Source organism: Paenibacillus sp. PK4536 (genome assembly GCF_028594455.2).
GTDB lineage: Bacteria > Bacillota > Bacilli > Paenibacillales > Paenibacillaceae > Saccharibacillus > Saccharibacillus nuruki.
This window is the reverse complement of record NZ_CP126313.1, coordinates 242171-264372: the sequence shown is the minus strand read 5'-3', so window position 1 is coordinate 264372 and position 22202 is coordinate 242171. Positions and strand designations below refer to the sequence as shown.

Sequence of the window (22202 nt, the reverse complement as noted above, 5' to 3'; positions counted from 1 at the left end):
AAAGAATGCAGCCATATGTTATTCCTTAGTAAAGCTGTTCTTGAAGTTTAAGTATTATGTGTAGCTTACTTTAAGTATGGCTTGTATATGTGATGCGAGGACAAGGTTCAGGCTGTTCTTCTGAACAATCTGGAAACCAAACCAAGCAAAAACACAAAGATAGCAGTACCTAGTATAGCAGGAATAATAGCAAAATCTCCAATAGTTGGACCGAAATTACCAAATACTAAAGCACCTAACCAAGCACCTACAAACCCAGCAATAGCAGCACCTATAATGCCACCTGGCATTTCATTACCTGCAAGCGCATTACCAATAACACCAATAATGACTGCCATTACGATACTGATAATAATGCCCCACATAGTAATCGTCTCCTTTGCTGTACAATGAAATATGTTGATCATTATACCAATCAGTTAGCAGTTTGTCTTACTTCGTATATAAACCCAGTACCAAAAGGTGAAACATTCCATTTCTGTGATCAATAACGAATAGAAGTCCTTTGTGGATCGGATTTTCGCCATAAGTGCAAAGAATACGCACATGCAGTCAGCCAAAGTGAACCAGCAATATAGCCACCAATGATATCTGTAGGATAATGTACGCCAAGATATACTCTCGACAAACCAATGCCTACAATCAGAAGAATACCGCAAACAATAGGAAGAGTAAGTGATAATTGATGTCTTTTGCGATGCATGCCCCAAATGACAAAGAGCATACCGTACATAGCAGCTGCAATTGTAGAATGACCACTGGGGAAGCTATACCCTGAAGCATGTGTCCAGAATTCTAGATCAGGACGTGGACGCATAAAGAAAGATTTAAGCAATACATTGATTTGCCAAGCACCCGCGGTTGTGACAAGAAGAGCAAGGCCTTCGCGATACATATTATGAACCATCAATAGAATCGAAAAGGATAAAGCAACAAATACAGTAGAATAGAATGAACCCATATAGGTGAAAAAGAGCATAATCGTGCGAATAGGTTCTTCGTGGAATGTCCTTACATAAGATTGAAATCCTTTTTCCCATGTGTGTATATCGTATAATGCTATAGATTCAACACCCCATACGATTCCCCTCAATAATAGGAATGAAGCTATACCTCCTCCTACTAATATCATAACAATCAGTAGCCAAACAGGAAGAGATGAGAATCGTTGTGGCTGTTCGTTGTTAGAGTTGGAAAATTGCTCAGATGACATCGGTATCGCCTTCTTTCTTTACATAGAGTTATGTTTAATTTAACCCTAGTTTAACAAATGAATCGAATATAAAAAAAGCCTTCCCTATAATTAGGAAAGACTCATTCGTTTTATTTATTTTTTGCGTAAACGTCCTAATTCAGAAACTAAGGCTTCAACTTCGCTAATACTAAGGTTCGGATTGTTCATCACAATATCATAGACCTCTTGAATATCTTCGTATTGTTCGGTAGAAAAAGCAGAAGCTTGCATTGCCGCTCCACTTGCCATCCGAAGTTTTGTTTTGATGCCTTCAATCATAAAAGCTATATTTTCTTGGGTAGGTTGAGACAAATCCATGAATGGGTTCTTCCTTTCTTCATTAAGCATAGGCTTATTTTTTGTATTGTATCATGGATAATGAGGTCAAACCAATTATTTTGCGGTAACTTCTTGCATAGGGTAAAATGAGTATCGACAAGATGTATGATGTATTTGCCTATCCGATAGGTATATACGTTTATTAAAGGAGGGACATGGTTTTTATTATGATCAATCGTCGTTCCAGTCTGCTTCCTTACAATGATCAGGATCGTCGCAATGTAAATACACATGGATTGACTGATTTTTTTCGTGATATAGCAGTTCTTCATTCTATAGATCAATTAGCTTTTGTCTGTATTGGTACTGACCGTTCTACTGGAGATGCCTTAGGTCCTTTAACTGGTAGTGGACTGGCTGCATATGGTTTACCTCATATTATAGGAACAATGGATTTTCCATGCGATGCGCACAATCTTCACGAACGTATTCCACAGATTCCCGATCATCTACAAATTATTGCTATCGATGCTTGCCTAGGTAGACATCATACTGTCGGGTTATATAGTATAGGTGAAGCTCCACTTTTCCCGGCTTTATCGGTAGGAGGACGTTTTCCAGGAGTAGGTAATTACAGTATTGCTGCGATTGTAAATGAAAATGGCCCCAAACCTTATTGGACACTTCAGACGACTTCACTGTATAAAGTAATGAATATGTCACAAGATATTGTCCAAGCTGTTGTTCAAGGCCTAGGTATATTAAAATAAGATAGGAGATGGATATATGAGTCAGCCAACCGAACAGCAACCGATTAAATTACACTTTTCAGATAATGGTCAAGGGGAACCGATTGTATTATTACACGGTTTTCTAGGAAGTTCCGCATATTGGGATGAAGTGATTCCTCTTTTATCGAGACATTATCGGTGTATCGTGCCTGATCTGCGTGGACATGGTCATAGTCCTGTATCGACAGATCCTTATACAATAGAAGATATGGCAGCTGATGTGGTTACCTTATTAGATGAGCTTGATCTGAAGCAAGTCACTCTACTAGGGCACTCGATGGGTGGTTATATAACGTTAGCGCTTGTAGATCAATATCCTTCTTATATCAAGTCTTGGGGACTTATACATTCGACTGCTTATGAAGATACAGAAGAAGCTAAGCAAAAGCGTTTAAATACGATTACACAGATTCGTACCAGAGGTATGATCGACTTTGTAGATGGATTTGCAGAAGGATTGTTTGCGCCACATTTGGTCTATAAATTGCCAGACTCGATTTTGAAAGTAAAAGAGATCGGTTATATCACTTCGCCTGAAGGTGGATGTGGAGCAGCGGCTGCGATGCGTGAGCGTCCAGAACGTTTGTCTATTATCCAAAATGCTAATGTTCCTGTATTATTAGTAGCCGGGGAATACGATCCGATTGCTCCACCAGATCGAATGTTTATTGCAGACTCTACACGTATAACCACAGCAGTTATTCCAGATATTGCACATATGAGTATGATGGAAGCACCTGAACAGTTAGTCAATATTATTCATGATTTTATGCAAAATCAATTGAAAGATTAATATTAAAGGCGGGATAGGAATGTTCAGAAATGATTACCTTATGGGTATGATCGAAGATATGGCATCAGTCATTTCTAAAGTGTTCGGATTGAAGCAACAGAAGAAATTGACAGAAGCCCTCTGGGAACTGGATGATATGGTTCGCCAGAAGTTCCAATTGAATAATGGATTGATTAATCGGTTACCGGCAGAAGAAGTGATCGAATTATTCCGTATCGGTTCAGTCGTTGAAGTCGATCGCCTGCAAGCATTGGCCCGACTGATGCGTGAAGAAGCAGATATTTACGAATTAAGTGAGAAAGAGCAAGAAGCGGTTGTACGCCGGATCAAGTCATTGCATTTATTTTTGTATTGCGCTGTAAATGATGCCGATCGGACGATGTTTGATTATCCCGAGCAGATTGATCAATTGACAGATGAATTAGCAGATTATGGGCTACCCCCTGCAATAGAACATCTCTTTATCCAGTATGAAGAGCAAGAAGGGTATTATGATAATGCTTTAGATGCACTCAAGCGCCTAACAGAGCTTGATCCTGCATTAGCAGAGACAGAAGGTCACGCGCTGTATCAACGCCTATTAGGGTTAAACGATGAGCAGCTAGAAGAAGGTGGCGTATCTCGAGCAGAACTTACAACAGCCTCTGCCGAGCTAGAAGCCAAGTCAAATTAAGTTGAAAGACAGAAAGCGAGCTGTACATCATGGATTCATTGCAACGATTAATTACTCAATGTATCGAAGCTGGCGAGCTAATCACAGCAACACTTAGCCAACTTCGCAAAAAAGATAACGATTCTTTTACCAAAGTCATTATCAAACCGGTTGAATTGAAAAAGCAACTTCATTATCAATTTGCCTATCATTACAGCAACAAGGTAACTCACGATAATGTGCTACCTACAGAAGCGATACAAGTATTGTTCACTTTATTACAAGAAACGATGCGTCAAGGATTACTGTGTACCCAAGAAGCTGATTATCAAGTATTGATCAGCAAAAAGTACAAAGTTTCTATTTTAACCAAAACACCGACCAAAATGTCTACCGATCTCAGTCATAATCGCAAAAAGCAATATATCCTTGAAGATGGCGAACCTGTTCCTTTTTTAATTGAACTGGGCATTATGAATGCAGACGGTAAAGTATTGGCTCGTAAATATGATAAGTTCCGCCAGATCAATCGCTTTTTGGAAATGGTACAAGATGTATTACCATCTTTGCCTGTAAACAAAGAACTTACGATTGTAGATTTCGGTTGTGGTAAATCGTATCTTACATTTGCCCTGTACCATTATCTAAATATTCAGCAACATCGTCCGCTCAATATTGTAGGTCTAGACCTTAAAGCCGATGTGATCGAACATTGTAGCCAATTAGCCGAAAAGCTTCATTATGATCAATTGAAGTTTTTAGTAGGCGATATTGCAGATTATAACGAGCTTGAGCAAGTGGATATGGTGGTTACTCTGCATGCTTGTGATACAGCGACAGATGCAGCTTTAGAAAAAGCAGTGCGCTGGAACGCGTCTGTGATTCTATCGGTTCCTTGTTGTCAGCATGAATTGTTTAATCAGATTCAGAATGATACGATGAGCCCATTACTATCACACGGTATTCTTAAAGAACGGTTTTCTGCGTTAGCGACAGATGCTTTGCGTGCCAAATTACTAGATCTGTTGGGCTACAAAACACAATTGCTTGAATTTATAGATATGGAACACACACCCAAAAATATTTTAATTCGCGCAGTGAAAGCAGAAAATGAACAAAATGCTGAAATGTGGCAGGAATATACTGCATTTCGAGATATGATTCAAGCGAAGCCGTATCTTGAAAATGCTTGTAAAGACCTTCTACAGTCCTATCAAAAATCATTAGTATAATGAACATTTTATGGTATAATCCAAGCTGGATTCGCTGTTCCAAAGTGAATTCAGCTTTTTTCATGGTAAGCTAGGTCATATATGCTTACGTACATAGTGGAATGGGTTCTGATGGCTGTGCTAAAATAACAGAACATCATGAATGCTGGCTTACTTGTACCGACATGGGAATACATACAGACAGGGATAAAGAGATAAAAGATACAAAGATAGAGTAAATCATAAGGAGGACTGGTGGAGATTATATCTGATATTATTGCCCAATTATTACACTGGGTTCAACAGCTTGGCTATTTTGGAATTATGCTTGGACTAATGATTGAAGTGATCCCAAGTGAAATTGTATTGGCTTATGGTGGATACCTTGTATCTACAGGAGCTATCAATTATTTTGGAGCTGTCTTTTTCGGAACAGTGGGTGGCGTGATCGCTCAACTGTTTATCTACTGGATTGGACGCTATGGGGGTAGACCGGTACTTGAGAAGTATGGCAAATATATTTTGATCAAGAAAAGCCATATCGATCATGCCGAAGCTTGGTTTGATAAATACGGCTCAGGTGTTATTTTTACCGCACGCTTTATTCCTGTAGTACGACATGCGATTTCGATTCCAGCGGGTATCTCTCGTATGTCACATATGCGTTTTATTCTACTGACAACATTGGCTATCATCCCTTGGTCTGCTCTTTTTGTATATCTAGGAATGGCACTTGGAAGTCAATGGGAGCATATTGATGATATCGCTAGTAAATATACATTACCGCTTATTGTAGCAGCGATTGTGCTGTTAGCAGCTTACTTTTTGGTTAAATGGAAGATGAAGAACAAAAAGAAGGGTGGATAATACGATGAACAAACCGAACTTAGCAGATAAATGGGAAAAGGGCATTTCTCCTGAACAATTTATGGAGGGTATGACTAAAAATAAAGAAGAATTCCATCATGGATATGAGTTATTCAATTGGACTGATTTAGATGATCATGAATTTTTTAAATTGTTAGCTCACCGTGATGATCTGCGTTCACTTATCTTAGCAGCAGATTGGTGTGGAGATGTGGTTCGCAATGTGCCGGTTGTTCTACGTGCGTTTGAAGAAGCAGAGATTCCTACCAAAATTTTGATTTTGGAAGAGAATTTTGACACGATGGATGATTATTTAACGATGGGTGGTCGTTCTGTACCTGTCGTAATTATTACAGATACAGGCGGACATGTACTTGCTCATTGGGGACCTCGTCCAGAGCACGTACAAGAATTAATGATCGCTTTCAAACAAGAGAATCCAGATCGTGAAGCAGCAGACTATCAAGAGAAGATGGCTGTTGTACGTCAAGGTATGGCGGAGCGTTATGGAGAAGGTTCGGCTTCGCACGCTATGATTATTCGTGAATTGCGTGAAATTTTATCGGGGGTGTAATGCATTTTGTTCAAAATAGAAAGTTTTTCATTAGGACCCTTACAGACCAATGCTTATTTATTAATCGCTGAAAATAGTTCCAATGCGATTGTGATTGATCCAGGTATGAATCCGGGAGCTTTGGTGCGTCGCGTACAATCATTGAATCTAAATGTAGAAGCGATTCTCCTGACTCATGCTCACTTTGATCATATGGGTGGATTAGAAGAAGTACGTACATTATGTAATTGCCCTGTGTACCTTCATGATCTAGAAGCCGAGTGGTTAACCAATGCTAAGCTTAACGGTTCAGCGAATTGGTCTCAAGTCACACCACCGATTACAGCAGAACCTGCAGAATATGCGTTAGATGAAGGACAACAGTTGAAATTGATCGGACATACCTTCACGGTGTATCACACACCAGGTCATTCGCCGGGCAGTGTCAGCTTCCTTTGTGGCAAAGATTTATTTGCAGGCGATGTTCTTTTCCGTATGGGCGTAGGTCGTACAGATCTTACCGGGGGTAGTGAACGTCAATTGATCGATTCTATTCGTACCAAATTGTATCGTTTGGCAGATGATGTAACCGTTTATCCAGGACATGGTCCAAAAACAACAATCGGTGCAGAAAAATCAAGCAATCCGTATGTTCCTGCTTAATTTCAGCTTATAAATGTAACATAATGAAAAAATGAGTCATCAAAAACACGTAAATGGGTGCAAGGCGCCTTTGTACGTGTTTTTGTTTTATTTATATTGGGTATCTAACAGTAAATGACATTAATCGACTTTTAATACGATATTAATGGTTATGCAAGTGTAATTAGCCTGATTTTTGGTAATAAAATTGGACATCATTATTTTTTTTTAGTATGATACAGAAATAAAGTAGATAAAGCTAGGGGGAGTTACACGATGCTGCATTTAGGAGAAAAAATCGTAGTTGTCGCTGATACCTTTGAGCAAAGTCTGCCTGTAGGAGATTACGGATATGTTATCGCATATGACCGTAACCCTGATAATGCCTTCGATTATGTCATTCGTATTCCTAAGGTCAATCGTAATTTCTTTGTACCTTCCGGTGATGTTGAGCCTGAAGAACGATTGCTCCAACAAGAAGCTGAACGAGTCGGACGCGAGGCGCTAATCGATTATGCTCTAGCGACACATAATGAGAAATTATTTTATCATATCATGAATGGTGAAGAGCTTCCCTTTGTTGAGGAGCCTTTAACGGATACTGTAGCGCAAGCAGATTTTGTGAAACAAATTAATTTGCGTGCATGGATTTAAAGAGTCGGCTTGCCGGCTCTTTTTTATTATCTACAAATAAGTCCAGATTTATTATAGAACTTCAATTGAATTGTCACCTTATGTACCCTATAATGAAAAAAGTTATTTTTAGCGAGGGAGGAAATCAAATTGAGTATCAATATCAATGATGTAGAGCATGTAGCTAAGCTAGCACGTTTAGATTTGAGTGAGCAGGAGAAAGAAATGTTCACTGCACAGCTAAGTGCTATTTTGAAATATGCAGAAAAATTAAAAGAATTAGATACAGATGACGTGGAACCAACTACCCATGTATTACATTTAAGCAATGTCATGCGGGAAGATGAAGTTCATGAGAGCCTTCCGATTGAGAAAGTGCTACGCAATGCACCGGACGAAGAAGATGGACAATTCAAAGTACCTGCTGTACTGGAATAGATGCTTCAACAAGATAAATAACCATGAACAACAGAATTGAAGGAGGAATAGGCATTGACTTTATTTGATTTGAGTCTGAATGAAATACATAATCGGCTTCATGCCAAAGACTTGGCAGTCACCGACCTTGTAGCTCAAGCATTCAAGACCATCGGTGAACAAGACGACAAAATACAAGCATACCTTACACTCAACGAAGAAGGAGCCACTGAATCTGCCAAAGCACTCGATGAAAAGCTAGTGAGTGGAGAAGCGCGGGGTCTACTTTTTGGTCTTCCTGTAGGGGTGAAAGACAATATTGTAACAGAAGGGCTACGTACAACATGTGGTAGCCAATTTCTGAAAAATTATGACCCTATCTATAATGCAACTGTAGCAGACAAGCTTCGTCAAGCAGATGCTGTGACGATCGGTAAGCTGAATATGGATGAATTTGCAATGGGCGGTTCGAATGAAAATTCTAGCTTTGCACCTGTTCGCAATCCTTGGAATCTAGATTATGTACCTGGTGGTTCAAGTGGGGGTTCAGCGGCAGCAGTAGCGGCAGGTGAAGCCTACTTTACACTGGGATCAGATACAGGCGGTTCTATTCGTCAACCTGCTTCGTATTGTGGAGTGGTTGGATTGAAGCCTACTTATGGTCTGGTATCCCGTTTTGGATTAGTCGCTTTTGCTTCTTCTTTGGATCAAATAGGCCCATTAACCAAAAACGTAGAAGATTCTGCTTATGTCTTACAAGCGATTGCTGGTTATGATGCCAAAGACTCTACATCTGCTAAAGTCGATATTCCTGATTATGTGAGTGCATTATCTGGTGAGATCAAAGGTCTCAAAATTGCTGTTCCTTCTGAATACATCGGTGAAGGTGTCGATGCAGAAGTGAAGCAATCCATTATGAATGCTTTGGCTGTCTTAGAAGGATTGGGAGCAGAGTGGGAAGAAGTTTCTTTGCCACATACAGAATATGCAGTAGCTACGTATTATTTACTTGCTTCTTCTGAAGCTTCTTCTAATTTGGCTCGTTTTGATGGTGTTCGTTATGGTGTACGTGCAGAGAACCCGGGCAACTTGTTAGAATTGTATCATCAATCCCGTAGTGAAGGTTTTGGAGATGAAGTAAAACGCCGTATTATGCTAGGAACTTATGCTTTAAGTTCTGGTTATTATGATGCTTACTACCTCAAAGCACAAAAAGTACGTACATTGATCAAGCGTGATTTTGATAATGTATTTGAAAAATATGATGTTATTATTGGACCTACTGCCCCTACAACAGCTTTCAAATTAGGTTCGCAATTGGATGATCCTTTAACGATGTATCTTAACGATATTTTGACGATTCCTGTAAGTCTTGCAGGCGTTCCAGCGATTAGCGTTCCTTGTGGATTCGCTTCAGGTCTACCTGTAGGTATGCAAATTATCGGCAAAGCCTTCGACGAACAGACGGTTTTGCGCGTGGCACATGCTTTTGAACAAAATACCAATCATCAACAACGGCCGCAGCTCTAAAACCGTGTGAAGAAGGAGGAAGCTATCAGTATGTCCAATTACGAAACAGTCATCGGACTTGAAGTTCACGTTGAACTACATACCAAGTCCAAAATCTTTTGCGGTTGTTCTACAGCATTTGGTGCACCTGCTAATACGCATACATGCCCTGTTTGTTTAGGTCATCCAGGCGTATTGCCTGTACTGAATCGTCAAGCTGTAGACTACGCCATGAAAGCAGCACTAGCTATCAATTGTAAAATAGGCGATGTGAGCAAATTTGATCGTAAAAACTATTTCTATCCGGATTCCCCTAAAGCTTATCAGATTTCTCAATTCGACCAACCGATCGGTGAACATGGTTGGGTTGATATTGAAGTGAATGGTACAACTAAGCGTATAGGGATTACCCGTTTACATTTAGAAGAAGATGCAGGTAAATTAACACATACATCAGGTGGATACGATTCACTGGTTGATTTTAACCGTGTGGGCACACCACTGATTGAAATTGTATCTGAACCGGATATTTCTTCGCCGGAAGAAGCTCGTGCTTATTTGGAGAAAATTCGTGCGATTATGCAATATTGTGATGTGTCTGATGTGAAAATGGAAGAAGGATCACTTCGTTGTGATGCGAATATCAGTCTTCGTCCAGCAGGGCAAAAAGAATTTGGAACTCGTGCTGAACTTAAAAACATGAACTCTTTCCGTGGTGTACAAAAAGGGTTAGAGTATGAACAATACCGTCAGGCTGAGATTTTGGATGATGGTGACAAAGTGATTCAAGAAACACGCCGCTGGGATGAAGCTCAAGGCAAAACATTATCAATGCGTGGCAAAGAAGAATCGCATGATTATCGTTATTTCCCTGATCCAGATCTAGTGACTTTGCATATTGATCAAGCATGGAAAGATCGTATTCAGGCTTCTATTCCTGAATTACCAGATGCACGTAAAGCACGTTATACTTCTGAATATGGGTTACCTGAATATGATGCAGGTGTGATTACATCTTCCAAGCCTTTGGCTGATCTATTTGAAGAGAGCTTAACGTATACCAGTGATGCCAAATCCGTCGCGAACTGGATGCAAGGAGAATTACTTGGTTATTTGAATGCCAATAATCTTGAATTAGCAGCCGTTCCTTTAACAGGGCAAGCATTAGGTGAATTGATCGGACTGATCGAAAAAGGCACTATTAGTAATAAAATTGCCAAAACGGTATTCAAAGAAATGCTTCAATCCGGCAAACTACCACAGCAAATCGTGGAAGATCAAGGATTGACTCAGATTAGTGACGAAGGTGCGATCAAAGGTATTGTTGAAGCTGTGATCGCCGCCAATCCACAGTCTGTAGAAGATTATCAAGCAGGCAAAGACAAAGCAATCGGCTTTTTAGTGGGGCAAGTTATGAAGCAAAGTAAAGGCAAAGCGAATCCGGGCATGGTTAACAAACTATTGGCTGAATTATTGCCTCGCTAATCTGGCATAATCCCGGGATGATAAACAGATATAGGGGCATGCCATATGGCATGTCTCTTTTTTTAGCAGATAGTACTTTTGCCAATACTATATGGGGAAGTAAAGGAGTGATCTTGTGATCCAGAAATGCATATTAGAAGATGACCATACGGTTCAGCAGATATGGGCATTACAACATATTGCTTATCGCTTAGAAGCACAGCTCATTGGCTTCAAAGAACTTCCACCATTACTGGACACGGTAGAGACTATTCGTCGGTGCCGTGAAACCTTTTATGCCTATGTGAATGAATATGAAGAAATTCAAGGTGTAATTTCTATTGAAAGAGAAGAGCATGATACATTAACGATTGCTCGTATGATGGTCCATCCTTCTGCTTTTCGTCAAGGGATTGCAAGTCAATTGATTGAACATGTATTTGCAGAGTATCCTGATGTACCTTTATATATCGTATCAACAGGTCAACTCAATCAGCCTGCGGTATCGTTATATAAAAAGTATGGATTTTACCCGATTGAGACGTTTGAAGTAGCGGCAGGTGTCAAATTAACTACTTTTCATCGTCCTAATCCTGCTTTAGCTCGTACAGGGGAGGATTCGATTGACTAATGTCTGATCCCTGGTATATTACCAATGTTCATATTTTACTTCGTTTACTAGCTTCAATGCTGATGGGCGGATTGATTGGTTGGGAACGAGAACGATCTAGCCACGCAGCAGGGCTAAGAACGCATATTTTAGTTTGTGTAGGTTCTACTTTGATTATGATGTTATCAGTCTACGGATTTGCTGAATTTGTCAAAGAACCGAATGTGCGACTGGATCCAGCTCGTTTAGCAACAGCTGTTATTTCTGGTATCGGATTTTTGGGAGCAGGGACAATTTTATTTACAGGTAAAGCGATTACTGGTTTGACAACAGCAGCTTCGCTTTGGGTAGTGGCTGCCATCGGTTTGGCTATTGGAGCTGGTTTTTATTTTGCAGCTTTTGTATGCACATTGATCGTTCTATTGAATTTATGGGTACTTAATATCGTAGAACAACGTTATATTCGTCGTAGCAAAGATCATCAGATTACGATCGAAGGGATAGCAGGTACGTTAACATTGGATAAAATATCCCGTTTTATGGATAGCGAACATATTCAGATTAAAAAAGTAACCTATGTCAAAGAACGTGGTGGCATTAGCATGACATCTGAAATGTTGGTTACCGAACTTCGCTTGAATGTCATTATCAAGCATGAATATGATTCTTTAGAGTTGATAGGTAATATTCAGAAGATCGAAGGTGTGACCGCAGTAGCTATTGAGTAAAGGCAAAGAACAAGGAGGCATGATCAACAGTGAAAAAGACCCCTGCCAAACTACCACTCAAACGCAAATTTATCGCTGTTTTTATCGCTGCTATTCTTCCTGGATTCGGTCATATGTATCTAGGATTGGCGCAAAGGGGAATACAATTTATTGCTATTTTACTGCTTGATATTGCTGCCCTTTTTTATTTTACATCCAAAGGCATTCAGATCAACGTTCCTCTTTTGATATTATTAGCACTGATGATTCCAGTTATTTATTTCTATAATGTGTATGATGTTCTGCAATCTACAGATTGGATTAACGATCATATCCGTGCGCTTATTCCCAAATACAAGCGCCGTAAATCGTTTGCAGGAGTACGCGGAATTTCATTTGGTTTAGTCTTAATGGCAGAAGGATTACTGATCTTTATGTTTTTAGTACGACCGTATTGGCTGCGTAATGTTGTCAGCTTCTGGGGTGGTTATATTACAGCAGTCATTTGTATTGTGATCGGTGTAGGGTTACTTGCTTTTCAAATTGTACGGATTTATCGATCAATTCATAAATCAACGTCATCTGCTAAATCTCAGGCTGTAGGAGGTGCTAGCAATGACAGGCAGAATTAGAGTAGGACGAATAACAGCTTCATTGTTATGGATAGCCTTAGGTATTTTAATTAGTGTGGATCAATGGAGTGGTGGCAGTCAGCTACTTATTTTGCTTCAATGGTGGCCACTTATTCTAGTATGTTGGGGTTTGGAATATATTATATTTTATATCCTTTCCCGTCGTAAACGAATGAGATTCCGCTTAGATATCAAAGGAATACTGACTGCTGTAATTGCAGCGGCAGCTATTTTTTTCGTGACCGAACAGAATCAATATTTATATCTATGGAGTAAAGTTAGTCTCGATTTAACAGCAGCTTCTTCCGAATTTAGTGAAGCTTCGGGTAATCGAATCGAATTAACACCTGTATCGATTCCAGTCGATGAAGATACCGACGAACTGACCATAGAAGGAATCAATGGAGACTTGATCGTTCATCGTGGCGATGTAGATAAGATTGAAGTACGTCCGGTAGTCTGGATCGATGAGATTGAAGCCGATGAAGCACAGAAGATTGCGGACGCTACGACTATCGAAGTGTCAGAAGGGGATGAGATCTCGATTCGTCCACAGACACAGACGTATGGTGAATCCAATAATCGTCAGCCTAGAATCAATATGGAGATCACTTTACCTGAAAAGAGTCGGTTAGATATTAATGCTCAGACAACGAATGGTAAAGTGACTATGACTAATGTAGAAGCATTACGTAATATAACCGTACGTTCAGGTAACGGTAGCTTAATTATGCGTAATCTAGTTGGCGATATCAAAGCACAGACCGTTAACGGAAATATGGATATTTCATCGATTCTTGGTAATGTCGATGCAGATACCAAACAAGGCACATACAAAGCGAGCGATATCAGTGGAATGGCTAAGCTGTATACACAAGTCGGCGATGTTTCACTAACAGGCGGTCTTGGTGATATTGATGTAAATACAAGAAATGGTAACGTGATGGTAGATGAGGCGAATTTTGCAGTCAAAGCTGAATCGTTAAATGGAAATATTGAGATTCGTTCAGTAAGTATTGGTGGAGATTGGTCTGTGTATAGTGCAGTCGGTGTGATTCATCTCTACTTACCACCAACCGGCGATTACAAAGTGTCAGGTTCTAACAGCTATGGAACAATCAATACTGATTTGCCTTTAAAAGTAGAAAAAAGAACCATCACAGGTGAATTTGGTACAGTCGATCATTCGATACAAGTGGATGGTAATGGCGACTTGAATATTATGCGTAATAGTGATGCTATGGTTAAAGACAATGACGACCAAACGATCGATCCAGCGAACCCAGAAGAGACCGATACTTCTTCAAATTCAGGATCACCAAGCACCACAGAAAGCAACAATACTACCAATACCGATGAACCAGTGACAGAGTCTCCATCAACGAACTAAAAGAGGTTGCGTTGACAATCCTCTTCATCTACCCGTACAATTAAAGTTGACGAATGTCTGCCTTGTCTGGTCACTTTCTTCTTTTATTAGTTCTTACCGGACATACAGTTTTTTTCGGAAAGTTCAATAAGGCGGTGAATAAGATGACGACAAGTGTGCAACACGCATTGGAACAGCTCAAAGTCAGCGGCGTACGGATTACACCGCAACGTCATGCGATTTTAAGTTATTTACTAGAATCCATGGAACATCCAACAGCAGATGAAATTTATCGTTCGTTAGAACCTCAATTTCCAAGTATGAGTGTAGCTACGGTATATAATAATTTGAAAATGTTTATTGAAGCAGGAATGGTGCATGAATTAACATACGGTGATAATTCAAGCCGATTCGATGCTAATATTACAGATCATTATCATGTGATCTGTCAGCAGTGTGGCAAAATCGAGGATTTTAGTTATCCTTCGTTAGAAGCAGTAGAACAACAAGCAGCTAGGCATACAGGATTTCAGATTTCTGGGCATCGGATGGAGCTTTATGGAACTTGCGCAGATTGCAGAGGCTTGAATCAACAGTAATTTCAAAAGCGCGAGAAACCATATGGTTTTTCACGCTTTTTTTATTAAAGTCATGCATCAAACGCTATTTAACAACAAGAGCTTGAATAACAAAGCACAAGGAGGATACTTTGAATAGAAAAGAACGAGCACATCTACACAGATCAAACAAACGTCGTTGGTGGGTATTAGGTTTTGTAGCTTTTTTAATAATCGGTTGGATTATATTTGAGATTTTCCCTAACCCTTTACATAAAGACCCGGATTGGAAAGGACTAGCTAAACCTATTTTTATCAAAGGTGAGATACTACCTTATTCGGCTATCGGAACAGGAGATTCTTTACAACTCCCTTTACCGGTTTTACAAGAACAGATCGATCCTAACATTCGATATGAAGAAGCAACACAATCCGTCATTCTAACAACAGATCGTAATCTCGTACAACTACAAAGTGGAAGTAAAGACGCACAACTTAATATGAAATCAGTACAATTGCGATTTGCTCCTCAACAAGAAGGGGAGGTTTTGTACGTACCACTCGCTCCACTCAAAGAAACCTATGGCATTAATGTCTACGAAGATCCTACAACAGGTGCTGTGATTTTGTTAAAAGCAGGCGAGAAAGTCCAATATGCACATACTGTAACTTCAGGAGCAGATCAGACGGTTGCATTACGTGTAGAAGCAGATATTCATTCTCGTATTTATACAGATGTCCCTCAGAATGCTAGATTGCGCATATGGGAGACAGGAGAAGAATGGTATACAGTACAGTTAGATAATGGATATGTCGGGTATATGCAGAAGGATAGCGTAGCCTTAGACGATCTGGAGACAGTATCCGTTCCGCAGATGCCTGATAACCGAGTAAACAGGGACTGGGCAGGAAAAAAAGTGAATCTAACGTGGGAAGCTGTCTATGAGCGTCAACCAGACACCACCAAGATCGGTGAGTTACCTGGAGTTAATGTAGTCAGTCCTACATGGTTTGAGATCGTTGATAATACAGGGAATGTACGTAGCAAAGCAGACATGCATTATGTAAATTGGGCTCATAATCGCAACAAAGAAGTATGGGGATTGATCAGCAACAACTTTGATGCAGATATGACCACAGGTGCTTTATCAACCTATGAGAATAGAAGTCGAGTCATATCACAAATATTAGAATATGCTGATCTTTATCAACTAGATGGGATCAATATTGATTTTGAAAGTGTGCATACAAGTGATGGACCTAATGTAACTCAATTTGTACGTGAATTACGACCACTCGCTCTTCAGAAAGACCTTGTACTTTCGATGGATGTAACACCAAAATCCAACAGCGAGCTATGGTCCAAATTTTTAGATCGTGAAGCATTAGCACCTTCTTTAGATTATATGATGCTGATGGCGTATGACGAACATTGGGCAGCCAGCCCCAAGTCTGGTTCAGTCGCTTCATTACCATGGGTGGAAAAAGCAGTGAATCGTGTTCTAGAAGAAGATGAAGTTCCGGCAAATAAATTGATTTTGGGAGTTCCTTTATATTCACGCGTATGGACAGAGAAGACGGAAGATGGTAAAACCAAAGTCTCATCCAAAGCATTAGGAATGAATGGGATCGCAGAATTAATCAAAGAAAAGAAATTGTCACCGAAGTTCGATCAGACGACAGGACAGAACTATGTAGAATACCAAGAAGAGGGTACACTCAAACGGATCTGGATCGAAGATGAAGTTTCTCTAACAGCAAGAGTACAACTTGCCCAAAAGCTCAATCTTGCTGGAGTCGCTTCATGGACACGTAGTTTAGGTGACGAACGTGCATGGAATACACTATCTAAGATTGAAAAATAAGATGGAGCAAGCAATAAGATGACACAGTAAATACAGAATAACTATATGAATGCAAAGGCTAGAATACTTACTCAGCGTCGTCTGATAGGTATTCTAGCCTTTTTTTACATAGTCAAATGATTTCAAAGAATATAATAAAATTACGCCTTTATGTAAATTACTTAGATTTCAAGCAGGAAAGGTATTCCAAATTGTAGAAATAAGTTCTATAGCTATAAGAACGATGAGTCAACTTTCAACCAAATGAAGGAGGACAATGTGGAATTAACTAACCTTTCTTTTCTACATGCACATTCCAATCACCGTAAGATTATCGGAGCCGTTGCATCGAAAAGTCAAAACCAGCAATTCAATGGTTCACTTTTACATGATTTTGAAGTTCTTATTATCGTCGTATGTAGCTACCATGAACAAGTCGAAATCATCGAGCATCGTATTGATGGATCGAATACTCACGTACAAGTGATATATGTGGATCAAGATATGTTAGAACATTGTATGATAACCGGAGACAATCGTATGATGATTGAACACTTTCTGAATGGAGAACTACTCTGGGATACAGATGAACAGATAGACAAGTTAAGACAACAATTCACCCACTTTTCCAGTCCTCTACGAGAGCGTAGAATATTTTTAGAATTCACCCATTTTTTAACGTTGTATGTAGAAGCAAAGCACTATATGAAGCAGAACCAAGTGATGGATGCTTATAATAGTATTTTTCAAGCATTACAACACTGGGCAAGAATTGATTTATCTGAAAAAGGCATCTATCCAGAATCAGCAGTCTGGGAACAAGTCAGAACCTTAAAGCTTGATGTATACAAATTATACGAGCAACTGGCTTTCAGTGTAGAAACGATGGAGCAGCGAGTAGAATTGGTTTTGCTAGCTTGCGAATTCTCTGTGATGTCCAAAATGAGAGAATGTTCATCTATACTCTTCCAAGTTCTTCGAAGTCGCAAACAACCATGGAGTGTCAAAGAATTAGTACAACATCCTGATCTATCGCATGTAGGCAATATGCTACCTATGGTTATTCGTAAGCTCGTATACCGTTCATTGATCAATGAAGTGGTATCTTGGCGGCCTGAACAAGCAGGTGGAGAAAGAGAAATACGTTATTGGCTCAACCGATAACAACCGAAGAAATGAACAATTAGAAACGAAGCGGAATATAACTATATTCGACTCCTAATCATTTGCTAAATAAGTAGTTGACTTGGATCAACATTCTATGATAAATTATAAAACGTTCCGCTTCAACGGATACAGTCATCAACATCATATAATTCTTCTATATAAGAGAAATCTTATAAACGAAAATTAAAAAGCTTTTCAAAAAAAGTGTTGACGAAATGAAATGAGCATGATATATTATAAGAGTTGCTGATGCGATAACGCGTCGGTGCACAAAAGCAAAATAACGAAATGTTTGATCTTTGAAAACTGAACAACGAGTGAGTAATGAAGGTCTTAGCCGACCTTTAAAATAGAGAACTTCGGTTCTCGCCAGTTTAAGAATTGAGCAAGTCAAACACTTTATGGAGAGTTTGATCCTGGCTCAGGACGAACGCTGGCGGCGTGCCTAATACATGCAAGTCGAGCGGAGTTGACGAGAAGCTTGCTTCTTTGATGCTTAGCGGCGGACGGGTGAGTAACACGTAGGCAACCTGCCCTCAAGCTTGGGACAACTACCGGAAACGGTAGCTAATACCGAATACATGATTTGTTCGCCTGAACGAATCTGGAAAGACGGAGCAATCTGTCACTTGAGGATGGGCCTGCGGCGCATTAGCTAGTTGGTGAGGTAACGGCTCACCAAGGCGACGATGCGTAGCCGACCTGAGAGGGTGATCGGCCACACTGGGACTGAGACACGGCCCAGACTCCTACGGGAGGCAGCAGTAGGGAATCTTCCGCAATGGACGCAAGTCTGACGGAGCAACGCCGCGTGAGTGATGAAGGTTTTCGGATCGTAAAGCTCTGTTGCCAGGGAAGAACGTCCGGGTTAGTAACTGAACCCGGAGTGACGGTACCTGAGAAGAAAGCCCCGGCTAACTACGTGCCAGCAGCCGCGGTAATACGTAGGGGGCAAGCGTTGTCCGGAATTATTGGGCGTAAAGCGCGCGCAGGCGGCTTTTTAAGTCCGGTGTCACAGCCCAAGGCTCAACCTTGGGTCGCACTGGAAACTGGAGAGCTTGAGTACAGAAGAGGAAAGTGGAATTCCACGTGTAGCGGTGAAATGCGTAGAGATGTGGAGGAACACCAGTGGCGAAGGCGACTTTCTGGGCTGTAACTGACGCTGAGGCGCGAAAGCGTGGGGAGCAAACAGGATTAGATACCCTGGTAGTCCACGCCGTAAACGATGAATGCTAGGTGTTAGGGGTTTCGATACCCTTGGTGCCGAAGTTAACACATTAAGCATTCCGCCTGGGGAGTACGGTCGCAAGACTGAAACTCAAAGGAATTGACGGGGACCCGCACAAGCAGTGGAGTATGTGGTTTAATTCGAAGCAACGCGAAGAACCTTACCAAGTCTTGACATCCCTTTGACCGGACTAGAGATAGTCTTTTCCTTCGGGACAAAGGAGACAGGTGGTGCATGGTTGTCGTCAGCTCGTGTCGTGAGATGTTGGGTTAAGTCCCGCAACGAGCGCAACCCTTATGCTTAGTTGCCAGCACATCATGGTGGGCACTCTAAGCAGACTGCCGGTGACAAACCGGAGGAAGGTGGGGATGACGTCAAATCATCATGCCCCTTATGACTTGGGCTACACACGTACTACAATGGCCGGTACAACGGGAAGCAATATCGCAAGATGGAGCCAATCCTTAAAAGCCGGTCTCAGTTCGGATTGCAGGCTGCAACTCGCCTGCATGAAGTCGGAATTGCTAGTAATCGCGGATCAGCATGCCGCGGTGAATACGTTCCCGGGTCTTGTACACACCGCCCGTCACACCACGAGAGTTTGCAACACCCGAAGTCGGTGGGGTAACCTGCAAAGGAGCCAGCCGCCGAAGGTGGGGTAGATGATTGGGGTGAAGTCGTAACAAGGTAGCCGTATCGGAAGGTGCGGCTGGATCACCTCCTTTCTATGGAGAATCGTTTCCTGCAACGGAAACATTCGAACGTCGTTCTTTTCGGAGAACGACAAACGCAGAACACTTCGGTGGATCTGTGGTCACCCAAGTGGTGACACACTCACTCGTTGTTTAGTTTTGAGAGGTCAATCTTCTCAAATGTTACCGTATGTTTCATCGTTTGGTGGCGATGGCGGAGGGGTTCCACACGTACCCATCCCGAACACGACCGTTAAGCCCTCCAGCGCCGATGGTACTTGGACCGCAGGGTCCTGGGAGAGTAGGACGCCGCCAAGCGCATTCTTTTGCTGTCTAAAAGAATTCATTCATACGGGCCCTTAGCTCAGCTGGTTAGAGCGCACCCCTGATAAGGGTGAGGTCGGTGGTTCGAGTCCACTAGGGCCCACCATATCGTTTCATTATCCCAATTATGGGGCCATAGCTCAGCTGGGAGAGCGCCTGCCTTGCACGCAGGAGGTCAGCGGTTCGATCCCGCTTGGCTCCACCATATTATTTTTAATAAGTTGATCCTTGAAAACTGGATACCGAAAACGAAACATCGCGTTTTAGAATGTTTCTTCTCTACGACTGTGTTAAACAGCAGTAGGCGAGAAATAATATACACCGTTTCTATTTATAGAAACACTTAGGTTAAGCTACTAAGAGCACACGGTGGATGCCTAGGCGCTAGGAGCCGATGAAGGACGTGGCGAACAACGATAAGGCCTCGGGGAGCTGTAAGCAAGCTGTGATCCGGGGATGTCCGAATGGGGAAACCTAACTGGATTCATCTCCAGTTACTCACACCTGAATACATAGGGTGTGCAGAGGCAGACGAGGGGAACTGAAACATCTAAGTACCCTCAGGAAAAGAAAACAAGAGTGATTCCGTCAGTAGCGGCGAGCGAACGCGGAACAGCCCAAACCAAGAAGCTTGCTTCTTGGGGTTGTGGGACGTCTCTTTGGAGTTACAAAGGAATGAGGTAGGCGAAGAGGTCTGGAAAGGCCCGCAAGACAAGGTGAAAGCCCTGTAGCTTAAATCTCATTCTCTCCGAGACGGATCCCGAGTAGTGCGGGGCACGTGAAACCCCGTATGAATCTGCCAGGACCATCTGGTAAGGCTAAATACTCCCTAGCGACCGATAGTGAAGCAGTACCGTGAGGGAAAGGTGAAAAGGACCCCGGAAGGGGAGTGAAATAGAACCTGAAACCGTGTGCTTACAAAAAGTCAGAGCCCTATGAATGGGTGATGGCGTGCCTTTTGTAGAATGAACCGGCGAGTTACGTTCCCGTGCAAGGTTAAGGTGAAAAGCCGGAGCCGCAGCGAAAGCGAGTCTGAATAGGGCGACTGAGTACGTGGACGTAGACCCGAAACCAGGTGATCTACCCCTGTCCAGGGTGAAGGTACGGTAACACGTACTGGAGGCCCGAACCCACGCACGTTGAAAAGTGCGGGGATGAGGTGGGGGTAGCGGAGAAATTCCAATCGAACCTGGAGATAGCTGGTTCTCCCCGAAATAGCTTTAGGGCTAGCCTCGGAAGTTGAGTCGTGGAGGTAGAGCACTGATTGGATGCGGGGCCCGCAAGGGTTACCAAGTTCAGTCAAACTCCGAATGCCACAGACTTTATTCCGGGAGTCAGACAGTGAGTGCTAAGATCCATTGTCGAAAGGGAAACAGCCCAGACCATCAGCTAAGGTCCCCAAGTGTGTGTTAAGTGGGAAAGGATGTGAAGTTGCACAGACAACCAGGATGTTGGCTTAGAAGCAGCCACCATTGAAAGAGTGCGTAATAGCTCACTGGTCGAGTGACTTTGCGCCGAAAATGTAACGGGGCTAAACACACCACCGAAGCTATGGCTTGATACTTTGTATCAGGGGTAGGGGAGCGTTGAATGAAGATTGAAGGTGTACCGCAAGGAGCGCTGGACCTCATTCAAGTGAGAATGCCGGTATGAGTAACGAAAAGATCAGTGAGAATCTGATCCGCCGAAAACCCAAGGATTCCTGAGGAAGGCTCGTCCTCTCAGGGTAAGTCGGGACCTAAGGCGAGGCCGAAAGGCGTAGTCGACGGACAACAGGTTGAAATTCCTGTACCACCGAAAGCCGTTATGAGCAATGGGATGACGCAGGAGGATAGTGACGCGGACTGATGGATGTCCGTTCAAGCAGTGAGGCTGATATGTAGGCAAATCCGCATATCGCAAGGCCAGGCTGTGATGAGGAGCGAAAATTGTAGTAGCGAAGGTCATGATTTCACACTGCCAAGAAAAGTCTCTAGCCAGGAAGCAGGTGCCCGTACCGTAAACCGACACAGGTGGGTGAGAAGAGA

The 22202-nt window shown here is 41.8% G+C and carries 21 protein-coding genes, 2 tRNA genes and 3 rRNA genes (1 of these 26 cut by a window edge); 23 read left to right on the top strand and 3 right to left on the bottom strand.

All coding sequences use genetic code 11. The annotated features are described in order from the left end of the window. Positions 1–107: 107 nt before the first annotated feature. The 3 genes from PO903_RS01345 to PO903_RS01335 all read right to left on the bottom strand — a co-directional run bounded on the left by PO903_RS01345 (position 108) and on the right by PO903_RS01335 (position 1552). On the bottom strand, positions 108–365 hold the full coding sequence (locus PO903_RS01345) for a GlsB/YeaQ/YmgE family stress response membrane protein (protein WP_069325599.1): 258 nt from the start codon (positions 363–365) through the stop codon (positions 108–110). A gap of 119 nt (positions 366–484) precedes the next feature. Then, positions 485–1213, bottom strand: coding sequence for a phosphatase PAP2 family protein (locus PO903_RS01340; RefSeq protein WP_137226268.1), 729 nt, complete (start codon positions 1211–1213; stop codon positions 485–487). A 114-nt stretch (positions 1214–1327) separates the two neighbouring features. Then, positions 1328–1552, bottom strand: a complete 225-nt coding sequence (locus PO903_RS01335; RefSeq protein ID WP_069325597.1) for a DUF1128 domain-containing protein — start codon at positions 1550–1552, stop codon at positions 1328–1330. A 176-nt stretch (positions 1553–1728) separates the two neighbouring features. Here PO903_RS01335 and yyaC point away from each other — a divergent pair, with 176 nt between their 5' ends. The 23 genes from yyaC to PO903_RS01220 all read left to right on the top strand — a co-directional run. Next, positions 1729–2283, top strand: a complete 555-nt coding sequence (gene yyaC, locus PO903_RS01330; protein ID WP_273592415.1) for a spore protease YyaC — start codon at positions 1729–1731, stop codon at positions 2281–2283. Between the two features lie 16 nt (positions 2284–2299). Then, on the top strand, positions 2300–3097 hold the full coding sequence (locus PO903_RS01325; protein ID WP_273592414.1) for an alpha/beta fold hydrolase: 798 nt from the start codon (positions 2300–2302) through the stop codon (positions 3095–3097). 19 nt (positions 3098–3116) lie between these two features. Continuing rightward, positions 3117–3770: a DUF6483 family protein gene (locus PO903_RS01320; RefSeq protein ID WP_069325595.1), complete on the top strand. Its 654-nt coding sequence runs from the start codon at positions 3117–3119 to the stop codon at positions 3768–3770. A 29-nt stretch (positions 3771–3799) separates the two neighbouring features. After that, positions 3800–4981 carry a class I SAM-dependent methyltransferase gene (locus tag PO903_RS01315; protein ID WP_273592413.1) on the top strand — a complete coding sequence of 394 codons (1182 nt, stop codon included), beginning with the start codon at positions 3800–3802 and terminating at the stop codon, positions 4979–4981. A 234-nt stretch (positions 4982–5215) separates the two neighbouring features. After that, positions 5216–5827, top strand: a complete 612-nt coding sequence (gene uptA / locus PO903_RS01310; RefSeq protein ID WP_069325593.1) for an undecaprenyl phosphate transporter UptA — start codon at positions 5216–5218, stop codon at positions 5825–5827. Between the two features lie 4 nt (positions 5828–5831). Beyond that, positions 5832–6401: a thioredoxin family protein gene (locus PO903_RS01305; RefSeq protein WP_273592412.1), complete on the top strand. Its 570-nt coding sequence runs from the start codon at positions 5832–5834 to the stop codon at positions 6399–6401. Positions 6402–6404: 3 nt separating this feature from the next. Then, the gene (locus PO903_RS01300; protein WP_273594608.1) at positions 6405–7043 is read left to right on the top strand and encodes an MBL fold metallo-hydrolase; all 639 of its coding nucleotides are present in this window, start codon (positions 6405–6407) and stop codon (positions 7041–7043) included. A gap of 255 nt (positions 7044–7298) precedes the next feature. Beyond that, complete coding sequence (locus PO903_RS01295; RefSeq protein ID WP_069325590.1) at positions 7299–7676, top strand: ATPase; 378 nt, start codon at positions 7299–7301, stop codon at positions 7674–7676. Between the two features lie 129 nt (positions 7677–7805). After that, entirely contained in the window at positions 7806–8093 is a 288-nt protein-coding gene (gatC, locus tag PO903_RS01290) for an Asp-tRNA(Asn)/Glu-tRNA(Gln) amidotransferase subunit GatC (protein ID WP_069325589.1), read from the top strand. Between the two features lie 54 nt (positions 8094–8147). Further along, the gene (gatA, locus tag PO903_RS01285; protein WP_273592411.1) at positions 8148–9602 is read left to right on the top strand and encodes an Asp-tRNA(Asn)/Glu-tRNA(Gln) amidotransferase subunit GatA; all 1455 of its coding nucleotides are present in this window, start codon (positions 8148–8150) and stop codon (positions 9600–9602) included. A gap of 30 nt (positions 9603–9632) precedes the next feature. Continuing rightward, positions 9633–11066: an Asp-tRNA(Asn)/Glu-tRNA(Gln) amidotransferase subunit GatB gene (gene gatB, locus PO903_RS01280; protein ID WP_175425093.1), complete on the top strand. Its 1434-nt coding sequence runs from the start codon at positions 9633–9635 to the stop codon at positions 11064–11066. Between the two features lie 115 nt (positions 11067–11181). Further along, on the top strand, positions 11182–11676 hold the full coding sequence (locus PO903_RS01275; protein WP_273592410.1) for a GNAT family N-acetyltransferase: 495 nt from the start codon (positions 11182–11184) through the stop codon (positions 11674–11676). Beyond that, on the top strand, positions 11676–12383 hold the full coding sequence (locus tag PO903_RS01270) for an MgtC/SapB family protein (protein ID WP_069325586.1): 708 nt from the start codon (positions 11676–11678) through the stop codon (positions 12381–12383). The genes PO903_RS01275 and PO903_RS01270 overlap by 1 nt, the downstream gene beginning before the upstream one ends. A 29-nt stretch (positions 12384–12412) precedes the next feature. Next, positions 12413–12994, top strand: a complete 582-nt coding sequence (locus tag PO903_RS01265; protein WP_069325585.1) for a hypothetical protein — start codon at positions 12413–12415, stop codon at positions 12992–12994. Further along, entirely contained in the window at positions 12978–14384 is a 1407-nt protein-coding gene (locus PO903_RS01260) for a DUF4097 family beta strand repeat-containing protein (protein ID WP_273592409.1), read from the top strand. Before PO903_RS01265 ends, PO903_RS01260 begins: the two co-directional genes overlap by 17 nt. Before the next feature lie 143 nt (positions 14385–14527). Then, positions 14528–14962, top strand: a complete 435-nt coding sequence (gene perR / locus PO903_RS01255) for a peroxide-responsive transcriptional repressor PerR (protein ID WP_069325583.1) — start codon at positions 14528–14530, stop codon at positions 14960–14962. Between the two features lie 110 nt (positions 14963–15072). Beyond that, on the top strand, positions 15073–16785 hold the full coding sequence (locus PO903_RS01250) for a glycosyl hydrolase family 18 protein (RefSeq protein WP_273592408.1): 1713 nt from the start codon (positions 15073–15075) through the stop codon (positions 16783–16785). 258 nt (positions 16786–17043) lie between these two features. After that, entirely contained in the window at positions 17044–17928 is an 885-nt protein-coding gene (locus PO903_RS01245; protein WP_273592407.1) for a nucleotidyltransferase-like protein, read from the top strand. 401 nt (positions 17929–18329) lie between these two features. Then, positions 18330–19884, top strand: a 16S ribosomal RNA gene (locus PO903_RS01240). 168 nt (positions 19885–20052) lie between these two features. After that, positions 20053–20169: ribosomal RNA gene (gene rrf / locus PO903_RS01235) — 5S ribosomal RNA — on the top strand. Between the two features lie 35 nt (positions 20170–20204). Further along, positions 20205–20281: transfer RNA gene (locus PO903_RS01230), tRNA-Ile, on the top strand. A gap of 23 nt (positions 20282–20304) precedes the next feature. Continuing rightward, positions 20305–20380, top strand: a tRNA-Ala gene (locus tag PO903_RS01225). 141 nt (positions 20381–20521) lie between these two features. Beyond that, positions 20522–22202 (top strand): 23S ribosomal RNA (locus tag PO903_RS01220); it runs 1379 nt beyond the window's last position. Together the 16S, 23S and 5S rRNA genes with 2 tRNA genes alongside form the textbook arrangement of a ribosomal RNA operon.

What these genes read in the sequence shown, in the direction of transcription:
- PO903_RS01345 (WP_069325599.1), bottom strand. Translation starts at nt 365, where the DNA reads ATGTGGGGCATTATTATCAGTATCGTAATGGCAGTCATTATTGGTGTT.
- PO903_RS01340 (WP_137226268.1), bottom strand. Translation starts at nt 1,213, where the DNA reads ATGTCATCTGAGCAATTTTCCAACTCTAACAACGAACAGCCACAACGA.
- PO903_RS01335 (WP_069325597.1), bottom strand. Translation starts at nt 1,552, where the DNA reads ATGGATTTGTCTCAACCTACCCAAGAAAATATAGCTTTTATGATTGAA.
- yyaC (WP_273592415.1), top strand. Translation starts at nt 1,729, where the DNA reads ATGGTTTTTATTATGATCAATCGTCGTTCCAGTCTGCTTCCTTACAAT.
- PO903_RS01325 (WP_273592414.1), top strand. Translation starts at nt 2,300, where the DNA reads ATGAGTCAGCCAACCGAACAGCAACCGATTAAATTACACTTTTCAGAT.
- PO903_RS01320 (WP_069325595.1), top strand. Translation starts at nt 3,117, where the DNA reads ATGTTCAGAAATGATTACCTTATGGGTATGATCGAAGATATGGCATCA.
- PO903_RS01315 (WP_273592413.1), top strand. Translation starts at nt 3,800, where the DNA reads ATGGATTCATTGCAACGATTAATTACTCAATGTATCGAAGCTGGCGAG.
- PO903_RS01305 (WP_273592412.1), top strand. Translation starts at nt 5,832, where the DNA reads ATGAACAAACCGAACTTAGCAGATAAATGGGAAAAGGGCATTTCTCCT.
- PO903_RS01295 (WP_069325590.1), top strand. Translation starts at nt 7,299, where the DNA reads ATGCTGCATTTAGGAGAAAAAATCGTAGTTGTCGCTGATACCTTTGAG.
- gatB (WP_175425093.1), top strand. Translation starts at nt 9,633, where the DNA reads ATGTCCAATTACGAAACAGTCATCGGACTTGAAGTTCACGTTGAACTA.
- PO903_RS01270 (WP_069325586.1), top strand. Translation starts at nt 11,676, where the DNA reads ATGTCTGATCCCTGGTATATTACCAATGTTCATATTTTACTTCGTTTA.
- PO903_RS01260 (WP_273592409.1), top strand. Translation starts at nt 12,978, where the DNA reads ATGACAGGCAGAATTAGAGTAGGACGAATAACAGCTTCATTGTTATGG.
- perR (WP_069325583.1), top strand. Translation starts at nt 14,528, where the DNA reads ATGACGACAAGTGTGCAACACGCATTGGAACAGCTCAAAGTCAGCGGC.